The sequence below is a fragment of the Streptomyces sp. NPDC007164 genome (genome assembly GCF_040634135.1).
Lineage (GTDB): Bacteria > Actinomycetota > Actinomycetes > Streptomycetales > Streptomycetaceae > Streptomyces > Streptomyces sanglieri.
Genome location: NZ_JBEYFB010000036.1, coordinates 23030 through 33887 on the forward strand (window position 1 = coordinate 23030; position 10858 = coordinate 33887).

The window sequence follows — 10858 nt, forward strand, 5'->3', positions numbered from 1 at the left end:
CGTTGTCGATTTTAGCCCCTGCACCCATCAGGAGAGGTCAGCCATGTCCGTTTCCGCGTTCCCCGACCACACCCTCGACTCCGCCCCCGCCGCCGCCCGCCGCACCATGGCGGGGGTGACGGAGAAGCAGGGCTATCTGCCCGCCGCCGTCGCCCGGCTCGCCACCTCGCCGGAGCTGCTCGACGGCTTCCTGAGGGCGAGCGCACTCTTCGAGTCCACCACTCTCGACCCGCTCTCCCGCGAGGTCCTGATCATGACGATGGCGACCGGCAACGACTGCCACATCTGCGTGGCGATGCACACCGCGAAGCTCACCGCGCTCGGCGCCGGCCCCGGGCTGATCGCGGCGCTGCGTGAGCGGCGGGTGCTGCCGGACGAACGGCTGGAGGCGGTACGGCAGTTCACCCTCGCCGTGCTCGCGACGGCCGGCGCCGTGGACGATCCGGCCCTCCAGGCGTTCCTGGCGCACGGGTACACCGCCCGCAACGCGCTGGAGGCCGTCCTCGGGATCGGCGCGTACACCATGTCCACGCTGGCCAACCGGATGACCGGGGCGCCCGTCGACCCGCAACTGGCCGCCTTCGCCTGACCGCCGCCGCGCGCCGGTCACCCGGCGTGCGGCCGGTCGCCCCGGCGTGCGGCCGAACAGCTGGTTCGGCACGAACCCGCCGTACGCCCCGTTGCCCGCCCCCTCACCCGTCATTAACGTGCGCACCGCACATACCTGTTGTCGCATGCACCACCATGAACAACACCGAGGAGTGCGGAACATGACGGAACCCTCCCTGCCCTTCAGCTCCTCCCGGCCGACCAGACGTACGCTGCTGGGCACCGCCGCCGCCATCGGCACCGCCGCCGGGGCCGGGGCCGCCGCCCCCGCGCACGCCACCACCGCACCGTCCGCCCCCGGACCGGACCTCGCGCCGGCGCACGAGGCGCTCCGGCGTCTGCTGCCGGACCACGCGGACCAGTTCCGTCTGCGCGCCCTCCCCCGGGGCGAGGGCGCGCAGGCCCCCGACCGCTTCCGGGTGACCGGCGCCACCGGACGGATCGAGATCGCCGCCACCACCCCGGCCGCCGCCCTGACCGGGGCGCACTGGTACCTCAAGTACAGCTGCGACGCGGTCATTTCGTGGGCGGGCAGCCGCACCGCGCTGCCCCGCCGGCTGCCCGCGCCCCGCAGCCCCGTCGAGCGCTCCGCGACGGTCCCCCACCGGTTCGCCCTCAACGACACCCACGACGGCTACACCGCCCCGTACGCCGACTGGCCGCGCTGGGAACGGATGCTCGACGTCCTGGCCCTGCACGGCTGCAACGAGGTCCTGGTCACCACCGGTCAGGAAGCGGTCTACCACCGGCTGCTCCAGGACTTCGGCTACAGCGACACCGAGGCCCGCGGCTGGCTGCCCGCACCGTCCCACCAGCCGTGGTGGCTGCTCCAGAACATGAGCGGATACGGCGGCCCGCTCGGCCCCGGGCTGATCGCCCGCCGGGCCGGCCTGGGGCGGCGCATCGCCGACCGGATGCGGGAGCTGGGCATGGCGCCGGTGTTCCCCGGCTACTTCGGAACGGTCCCGGACGGCTTCGCGGACCGCAATCCGGGGGCCCGCACCGTCCCGCAGGGCACCTGGAACGGGCTGCGCCGGCCCGACTGGCTCGACCCGCGCACCCCCGTCTTCGCCGAGGTGGCCGCCGCCTTCTACCGGCACCAGGAGGAACTGTTCGGCCCGGCGGACCACTTCAAGATGGATCTGCTGCACGAGGGCGGCACCGCCGGGGACGTCCCGGTGCCGGACGCCGCCCGTGCCGTCGAGTCGGCGTTGCGGACCGCGCGCCCCGGCGCGACCTGGGTGATCCTCGGCTGGCAGGCCAATCCCCGGCCCTCGATGCTGGAGGCGGTCGACACCGGCCGGCTGCTGATCGTCGACGGCCTCTCCGATCTGGACACCGTCACCGACCGGGAGAAGGACTGGGGCGGAGCCCCGTACGCCTTCGGCACCATCCCGAACTTCGGCGGCCGTACGACCATCGGGGCCAACACCGACCGCTGGACGGACAAGTTCACGGCCTGGCGGGACAGACCGGGCAGCGCCCTGGCCGGCACGGCGTACATGCCGGAGGCGGCCGAGCGCGATCCGGCGGCGTTCGAGCTGTTCAGCGAGCTGGCCTGGCGCAGCGAGAAGGTGGACCGCCAGGCGTGGTTCCGGGCGTACCCGAAGTTCCGCTACGGCGGCCGGGACCGCTCGGCACAGGCGGCGTTCGCCGCGCTGGCCGGCACGGCGTACCGGCTGACGAGCACCGACGGCCGCCCCGTCGACTCCCTCTTCTCCCGCAGGCCGGGCATCACCGCCTCGACCGGCTTCGCCTTCGACCCGGCCGGTTTCGACCGGGCGTTCGCGGCACTCCTCGACGTACGCCCGTCCCTGCGCGACTCGGACACCTACCGCTACGACCTCACCGATCTGGCCCGGCAGGCGCTCGCCGGCCGCTCCCGGGTCCTGCTGCCGCAGCTGAGGGCCGCGCAGGCCGACAAGGACGTGGCGAGGTTCCGGACGCTCGCCGCGCTCTGGCTGAGGCTGATGCGGCTGACGGACACCGTGTCGGGCTGTCACCGGGCCTTCCTGCTGGGGCCGTGGCTGGAGGACGCCAAGCGGCTGGCGACGAGTCCGGCGGAGGCGGTGAGGCTGGAGTGGACGGCGCGCACCCTGATCACCACCTGGGCGGACCGGACGGCCGCCGACAACCTCAGCAATTACGCCAACCGGGACTGGCACGGGCTGATGAGCGAGGTCCATCTCCCGCAGTGGCAGGCGTACTTGGACGAGCTGACCGACGCCCTCACGGAGGGCCGGGCGGCGAAGCCGTTCGACTGGTACCCGGGCGAGGAGGAGTGGACGCGGCGGACCGACGCCCATCCGGTACGGGCGACGGGCGATGCCCACCGCACCGCGCGGCGGGTCTTCGAGACCCTGTCCACCGCCCCGTACCAGGGCACCGTCACGGTCCTGGCCGATCCGGTGGCGTTCACCCCGGGCAGCACCGGCACGGTGACGGCCGCCTTCCGCAATCTCAACGGCCTGCGGTCCACCGGCCGGATCGACTTCGCGCTCACCGGTCTCGACGCCACCGCCACGGGCAGGACCTTCCTCGACGAGGTGGCGGCGGGCGGGTCCGGTTCGGTGGACTGGCGGGTCACCGCCCCGCCCGAGCCGCTGACCGCGCCGCTGCGGCCGATGCCGTACGGGCTGAGCACCGCGTACGGGCCGCGCGGCGAGGACCGGGTGAGCGATCTGCGGCGCGGCGCGGTCTACTTGGCGGCGCCGCTGGAGCCGGGCTGGCGCACGTACACGGCGAACGCGGCGGTCTTCGGGCAGCTGGACGGACGGTTCGCGGTCAACGGGGCGGGCCAGGACCTGTGGAAGGGGACCAGCCAGTTCGGCACCGCGTACCGGGAGGGGGCGTGGTCCGAGGGGTCGGAGGTGACCGTGCGGGTCGACGCGCAGGAGAACACCGGGGGCTGGGCGCGCTCGGGGCTCGTGGTGCGCAACAGTCTCGCGGCACCGGGCTCCGCCGGGTTCCTGAACCTGGCGGTGACACCGTCCAACGGTGTGGTGCTCTCGTACGACACGAACGGCGACGGCACCCTGGACGCGTACCGGCGGATCACCGGGATCAAGGCCCCGGTGCTGCTCCGGCTGACCCGGACCGGGGACGGCTGCACGGGTTCCTGCTCCACCGACGGCGGGGCGACCTGGCGGACGGTGGCCACGGTCGTGGTGCCGGGGACGGCGGCGGCCCAGGACGTGGGGATCTTCATGAGCGCGACGAACGGCGGGAGCGGGCTGCGCGGCACGGTCGAGTTCAGCGGGTGGCAGCTCCGGTGAGGGACCGGCCCGCCGCGGTGCGACACGGCGGGCCGGGGTGACCATCGCACGATTCGCTCGTTCTGCTGAACGTGCGTCCACTGCCAGAAGTACCTTCCGCAGCCGCCCCGGCCGACGGGGAGCAGGCACGGGCCGGGCTCGTCGAGCACTATCCCCGGCTGGTCCGGCTCGGCTATCTCGTGCTGCCGCCGTCGCTCGGCAGCCACCGCCGGGTGCTGAAGGCGCACGCGCTGGCCCAGCGGTGCCTGCTGTCCGGGCACCGGGCGGGGGCCGGGGGCGGCATCCCGGTGCCGCGCGGGCCCCAGGGTGCGGCGGCGGTGGATCCGTCGTACGCGCACGCCCGGCGCCGGGTGCTGCGGGCGGCCCTGGCGGCGGGCCGTCCGCGTCTCGGGTCCGGGCGCGCCCGGCTGCCGTCGCTCCTCCCGCTCGTGTGGGGGCTGCGGTTGTTCCCGCACTCCGGTGGCTCGGACGGACTCGCCCTGGAGAACGCCCTGTCGGCGCTCTCCGGTCCCGGCCGCGCCGCCCACGCCCTGCGCGGCCTGGAGGGGCTGGCCGAGGCGGAGGTCCGGCGGGTGCTCGCGGACGCCGGGGTCGCGGAGCCGTACGCGGCGCTCGCGGAGGCGGCGGGCGTCCCGGCTCCGTACACGCTCCTCGGCTCCCCGGAGTTCGACCCCTGCTCGCTCCAGGCCAGGCCGCCGGATCTGCTGCGCCGCCGCCGGTACGCGAAGGCGGCGCTGGCGGCCGTCGCGGCGCTGCTGGTGTGCGGGGCGCTGCTGGGGCTGCCGGGCGAGGGCTGGGGGCGCGGCGCTCCGAGCGGGGCGCAGTACACCCGGGCCGCCGTCGCCGGACAGGCCCTGGATCCGCGCAGGGTGAGTCGGGTGTCCGCGACGTTCTGGCAGAGCTCGACGCGTACCGACTTCACCTCCTGGCCCACCCGTGGCGGCCGCGCCGGGGACACCGGGCTGCTGCGCCGGGCGCTCACCGTCTGGGCGCACCCGGACGACGCGGTGCGTTCCTCGGCGACCCCGGACACCCCCGTCGGGCCTCCGATGGGTGCGCCGCAGCTGCTGTACGCGGGTGAGGTGGACCGGGTGGCGGTGGTGCTGTTCCACGACGGGCTGCGCGTCGTGCGGTACGCGGAGCCGCTGGACGCCGGCCGGGACGAGGGCGTCGCGCTCGACTTCGCCCGGGTCGACGGCGCGGACCGGGCATCGGCCGCCGCGCTGATCGTGGCCCGTGCGGGCGACCGGATCCGATATCTCACCGCGCCCTGGGTGACGGCGGTTTCGGTGCGGGACCTGCTGGCGCCGGGTGCCGCGCCGCGCCCGCTGCGGCGCGGCACCGACGGGGTGACCGCCGCGCTGACCAGCCCGGCGACGGCCCGCGGCTGCCGTGCCTGGGAGGCGATCGAGGTCCGCGACGGCCGGTCGGCCCGGCTGATGGCCGACCTCGGCGAACTGGCCCCGGCCCGGCTCACCTCGGGCCCGCCGTCCGCGCCGCACGATGTCACCGGGCGGGCCGAGCGGGACAGCTGGGCGCGGACCGCCTGTCTGCTGCCGGAGGTGCGCTCGTACGGGGTGCGGTCGGTGAACTCCTGGCAGTACGCCGTGCAGTCGCTGCCCGAGGGCGACGGCTCCGCGCGCTGGCTCTGCACCCGGGCGGAGACCTGGCGGGGTACCGGCAGCCGGGTCCTCGCCCAGTTCCAGGCCCCGTCGGCACCGGCCGCCGCGACGGGCGGGCCGCCCGGGGCGGTCGCGGCCAGGGCCGAGGACTCGCCGGCCTGCGGGGCGCGCGACTCCCGGGTGCTGGCCGGGGTGCTGTGGAAGTCGCGGGGCGGCCGCTGGTACGTACTGGCGGCGGGCAGTGCGCAGTTCGCCTCGCTGACCGCGTCGGGCGGAGTGGCGGCGCACTCCGACGGCCGGCTGCTCGCCGCGCCGGCCCGGGCGGGCGACCGCGCGCGGCTCAACGGGACGCTGGTGGACGGCAGTCGGGCGGGCGCGCTGCGCTGACCGCCCGTTCTCCCGGGCGTCAGGAATTCGACGCACGCCTCTGTTCCGGCGGCTTACCTCTCAGTACATTGACAATATGTCTAACACGCAGCCGGTGCCGGTCGCCGCGGAGCGGACGCCTCTCAAGGCCCGCAAGGTCTCCTTCGCCTGGGAGAAGACCCCCCTGCACTGGGTGCCGGGCGACCCGTTCACCACGCACACCATCAATGTGCTCCACCTCCTGCTGCCCGCCGGGGAACGCTGGTTCATCCACGTGTACCGGCAGGTGCTGCCGTACATCCACGACGAGCGGCTGCGCCAGGACGTCATCGGCTTCATCGGCCAGGAGGCCGTGCACTCCCAGGCGCACGACGACGTCCTGCCCCGCCTGAAGGAGCTCGGTCTCGACCCGACGCCGTACACCGCACAGGTCGACTGGTTCTTCGAGAAGCTGCTCGGCGACCGGACGCTGCCGCCGGGCCGGGCGCGCAAGTGGTGGCTGATGGAGCGGGTGGCGCTGATCGCGGCGATCGAGCACTACACCGCCTTCCTCGGCGACTGGGTGCTGAACGCCGACGAGCTGGACCGGCGCGGCGCCGATCCGATGATGCTGGACCTGCTGCGCTGGCACGGCGCGGAGGAGGTCGAGCACCGCTCGGTCGCGTTCGAGGTGTTCATGCATGTCGACGGCGGCTACCCGCGCCGGGCCCGCACCTGGGCCACGGCGTTCAGCGCGCTGGTCTTCCTCTGGCAGCGCGGCATCCGCTTCTTCATGGCGAACGACCCGAGCCTGCTGAACGGCAAGGGCTCGTTCAAGGACTTCTACACCAGCGGCAAGCGGGGCACCCTGCCCGCCACCGGTGATCTGCTGCGTTCGGTCCCCCGCTATCTGAGCCGGGACTACCACCCCTCGCAGGAGGGCAGCACGGCCCAGGCCATCGACTATCTCGACCGCTCGCCCGCGGCCACCGCCGCCGAGGCCCGTATGACGGGAACCAGCTGACCATGCCGCTCCCCCTGCCCCGCCTGCGCACCGTCGTCCTGGTCGCGGGCGCCGCACTGCTGGCCAAGCGCGCCCTGCACCGCCGGATCCAGAACTCCCCGCTGTGGCCGCTGCCGGCCCTGGAGGAACCGGTCTCGGGCCACTCCGAGCGCCGCACCACCGCCACCCGCCGGCTGCTGATCACCGAGCGGACCACCCCGGCCGAGGGCGTCGTACAGCTCCGGCTCGAAGGCTCCGCCCTGCCGCCGTGGCAGCCCGGCGCGCACCTCGATCTCCTGCTGCCCTCCGGCCTGGTCCGCCAGTACTCGCTGTGCGGCGACCCGGCCGACTCCGGCACGTACACCATCGCGGCACGGCTGGTCGAGGACGGCCGGGGCGGCTCCCGCGAGGTCCACGAGCGGCTCCACGAGGGCGAGGAGGTGGAGATCCGCGACCCGCGCAACCGCTTCCCGCTCGCCGACGCGCCCGCGTACCTGTTCGTCGCGGGCGGCATCGGCATCACCCCGATCCTGCCGATGCTGCGGTCCGTCGCCGCCTCGGGCGCCGACTGGCGGCTGCTGTACGGCGGACGGACCCGCGCCTCGATGCCGTTCCTGGACGAGATCGAGAAGCTGGGCGCGGAGGGCGGCCGGGTGACGGTGGTCGCCGAGGACGAGGCGGGCCACCCGGACGCCGCGGCGGCCCTGGCGAGGACGGCGGAGGGCACGGCCGTCCACTGCTGCGGCCCCGAACCCCTGATGGACGCGGTCACCGCCGCCCTCCCGCCCGGCCGCACCCTCCATCTGGAGCGCTTCACGGCGGCGGCCGCCTCGTCGGCCGGTTCCGCCCCCTTCGAGGTCGAGCTGCGCCGTTCCGGCCGCACGGTCCGGGTGGCGGCGGACCGGTCGGTGCTGGCGGCGGTCCGCGAGGAGCTGCCGTACGTCTCGTACTCCTGCGAGCAGGGCTTCTGCGGGACGTGTCAACAGCGCGTCCTGGAGGGCGAGATCGACCACCGCGACGAACTCCTGACGGACTCGGAGCGGGACGACTCGATGCTGATCTGTGTGTCCCGGTGCCGGGGCGAGCGGCTGGTGCTGGATCTGTAGGAGCGGTGGGGCGGCGAGGTCGGGGCCGCCCGCCGCCCCTGCCCCGCCGCCCCACTCGGTACGCTGTCCACCATGACGACCGGGGTGCGGCGCAGGATGGGCGTCGAGGAGCGCAGACAGCAATTGATCGGTGTCGCGCTGGAGTTGTTCAGTCACCGCGCCCCGGACGAGGTGTCGATCGACGAGATCGCGGCCGCCGCGGGGATCTCGCGGCCGTTGGTCTACCACTACTTCCCGGGGAAGCAGAGCCTGTACGAGGCCGCGCTGCGACGGGCCGCCGACGAGCTGGCGGCCCGGTTCGTGGAGCCCCGCGAGGGTCCGCTCGGCACCAGGCTGCTGAGGGTGATGGGGCGGTTCTTCGACTTCGTCGAAGAGCACGGTCCGGGGTTCTCGGCGCTGATGCGGGGCGGCCCCGCGGCGGGGTCGTCGACGGCGAACGCGATGATAGACGGGGTGCGGCAGGCCGCCTGCGAGCAGATCCTGTCCCACCTGGGGGTGGAGGATCCGCCGGCCCGGCTGGAGCTGGTGGTGCGTTCCTGGGTGTCGCTGGCCGAGTCGACGGCGCTGATCTGGCTGGACGGGCGGCGGATTCCGCGCGAGGAGCTGGAGGTGCAGCTGGTGCACGACTTCGCCGCGCTGGCCGCGGTGAGCGCCGCGTACGACACGGAGATGGCGGGCATCGTGCTGCGGGTGCTCGGCCAGGAGCCGGCGGACGGCCCGTTCGGGGAGCTGCTGAACCGCCTTTCCGAACTGGCGCCCGCCGTACCGGCCGTTCCCACGCAGCGGCTGCCGTAGCCGGCGGGCGGGAGCCCTGTCGGAGGTCACCCGGCAGGCGCCCCTACATGAGTAGTTCGCCCTGGAGTGCGGCCGCCAGGCCGACCTCCGCGTTGTCCGCCCGGCCCCGTTCGAAGGCCCGCTGGTAGGCGGCGTCGCCGACGGCCTCGCGGGCCTGGCGTTCGCATGCCGCGCGCAGCGGTTCCAGTTCGGGGGTGCCGCGCTGTGGCTGGCCGACCATCCGCCAGTACACCTGCCCGGTGCCGTAGACCCTCGCCGCGCGGGCGCCCGCGCCCTGGGCGGCAATCGCCGCGGCCAGGATGTCCAGGCCCAGCGCGATGCCGAAGCGGTCGCGCATGCGGTGCTTGCCCGCCAGCATCGAGCGGGCGTGGGCGGCGGAGGTCTCGGCGTCGCCTTTCAGCAGGGCGATCAGGGCGAGCTGGTAGTCGACGTAGCTGCGGGTCCAGCACTCGTCCTGGGCCTCGCAGACCGCGCGCAGGACCGCGGCCGCCTCCGCCGCCTCGTCCAGCCGCCCGAGGCCGGTCAGGGCGAAGACCGTGATGAGCCGGCAGCGCAGCCGGTAGGCCTTTTCGAGCGGGGTGGCGCTGCCGGTGGAGCGCAGGACCCGGTCGACCTCGCGCAGGCCGGCCTCGGGGCGGCCGGTCATCAGATGGGTGAGGCCGCACAGATAGGCGGCGGCGAGGAGGCCCTCGTCGGTGCCGTCGCGCGCGGCTTCCCTGCTGCACTCCCGGCCCACCCGGCGGGCGGCCGGGTAGTCGCCCTGGAGCATGACGGTGATGCCCAGCACCCACAGGGCCCGGGTGCGGTGGGGGCCCTCGGCCGGTCCGGCGGCCAGGGCGCGCCGGGCGTATTCACGGGTCTGCGGGAGATGGCCGCAGCAGCACCAGAAGAAGCCGATCCGGCCGGCCATCTCCTGGGCGGCCGCGGTGTCGTGGGCCAGCAGGTGGTCCAGGGCGGCGCAGAGGTCGGCGTGCGCCTCGGCGATGCGGTGGTACCAGCTGATCTGGTCGTCGCCGGTCCAGCCGGCGTGGGCGTTGCGGGCGAGGCCCAGGAAGCAGGCGGCGTGCCGGTCGGCGGCGGCCCGTTCCTCGCCGAGTTCGGCGAGCCACATCCGTCCGTACTCGCGGATGGTGTCGAGCATGCGGTGCCGTAAACCGTCCCGGCCGACGACGGACTTGGCGACCAGGCCCTTCAGCGCCCTGGTCACACCGTCCGGGGTGAGCGGTCCCCCGGCGCAGACCTCGCGGGCGGCGGCCTCGTCGAAGTCGCCGCGCAGCACCGTCAGCCGGGCCCACAGCAGCCGCTCCAGCGGGGTGCACAGCTCGTGGCTCCAGCCGATGGCGGTGCGCAGGGTGCGGTGGCGCGGGGGCCAGATCGAGGCGTCGGCGGGCACGTCGAAGCAGGTCCTGATCCGCGCGGCGACATGCTGGACGGTGTCCCGGCCGAGGGCCCCGGCCGCGAGTTCGACGGCGAGCGGAATGCCTTCGACGCGGCGGCAGATCTCGGCGGCGGCCTCCGCGTTCCCCGGCTCGTCCAGGGCCAGTTCCGGGGCCGCCACGGATGCCCGGTCCCGGAACAGCGTCAGCGCGTCGGCCGCGCCCTCGACGGGCAGCGGGTCCACCTCGACGACCTGTTCGCCCTTGATATTCAGGGGCTGGCGGCTGGTGGCGAGCACGGTGAGGCCGGGCGATGTCGTGAGGATCTCGCCGAGCAGGTGTGCGCAGGCGGAGCGCAGGTGTTCGCACGAGTCGAGGATCAGCAGCATTTCCTTGTCGACGAGCCATTCGCACAGGGCGTCGATAGGCATGCGCAGGGTGTGGTCGGAGAGCCCGACGGCGTCGGAGACGGTCGCGATGAGCAGTCCGTCGTCGTGCAGCGGTGACAGGTCGGCCCACCACGCGCCGTCGCGGTGTCCGGCCGCCGCCTGGCGGGCGGCGCGGACCGCGAGCCGGGTCTTGCCGACGCCACCGCTGCCGGTGAGCGTGGTCAGCCGGTGCGTGGCGAGGGCGTGTTCGAGCCGGGCAAGTTCGGCTTTCCGTCCGACAAAGCTCGTGGTCTCCTCGGGGATGTTGCTCGCCATGGTCACCGTCGCTGAAACAGGTG

Annotated in this window: 7 protein-coding genes; 6 read left to right on the forward strand and 1 reads right to left on the reverse strand. The window is 74.4% G+C overall.

Annotated elements, in window-relative coordinates:
- Window positions 1-43 precede the first annotated feature (43 nt).
- The 6 genes from ABZ622_RS31665 to ABZ622_RS31690 all read left to right on the forward strand — a co-directional run bounded on the left by ABZ622_RS31665 (window position 44) and on the right by ABZ622_RS31690 (window position 8755).
- A complete protein-coding gene (locus ABZ622_RS31665; protein WP_360549063.1) occupies window positions 44-589 on the forward strand; it encodes a carboxymuconolactone decarboxylase family protein in 546 nt (181 codons plus the stop codon).
- Between the two features lie 181 nt (window positions 590-770).
- Window positions 771-3884 (forward strand): alpha-N-acetylglucosaminidase, encoded by a 3114-nt coding sequence (locus ABZ622_RS31670; protein ID WP_360549065.1) that lies wholly within the window; start codon window positions 771-773, stop codon window positions 3882-3884.
- 71 nt (window positions 3885-3955) lie between these two features.
- A complete protein-coding gene (locus ABZ622_RS31675; RefSeq protein ID WP_360549067.1) occupies window positions 3956-5893 on the forward strand; it encodes a hypothetical protein in 1938 nt (645 codons plus the stop codon).
- Between the two features lie 76 nt (window positions 5894-5969).
- On the forward strand, window positions 5970-6875 hold the full coding sequence (locus tag ABZ622_RS31680) for a metal-dependent hydrolase (RefSeq protein WP_360549069.1): 906 nt from the start codon (window positions 5970-5972) through the stop codon (window positions 6873-6875).
- 2 nt (window positions 6876-6877) lie between these two features.
- Window positions 6878-7960 carry a PDR/VanB family oxidoreductase gene (locus ABZ622_RS31685; protein ID WP_360549071.1) on the forward strand — a complete coding sequence of 361 codons (1083 nt, stop codon included), beginning with the start codon at window positions 6878-6880 and terminating at the stop codon, window positions 7958-7960.
- Window positions 7961-8032: 72 nt separating this feature from the next.
- Entirely contained in the window at window positions 8033-8755 is a 723-nt protein-coding gene (locus ABZ622_RS31690) for a TetR/AcrR family transcriptional regulator (protein ID WP_360549072.1), read from the forward strand.
- A 43-nt stretch (window positions 8756-8798) separates the two neighbouring features.
- On the opposite strand, the gene ABZ622_RS31695 is transcribed toward ABZ622_RS31690, so the two are convergent.
- Window positions 8799-10835: an NB-ARC domain-containing protein gene (locus ABZ622_RS31695; RefSeq protein ID WP_360549073.1), complete on the reverse strand. Its 2037-nt coding sequence runs from the start codon at window positions 10833-10835 to the stop codon at window positions 8799-8801.
- Window positions 10836-10858 lie beyond the last annotated feature (23 nt).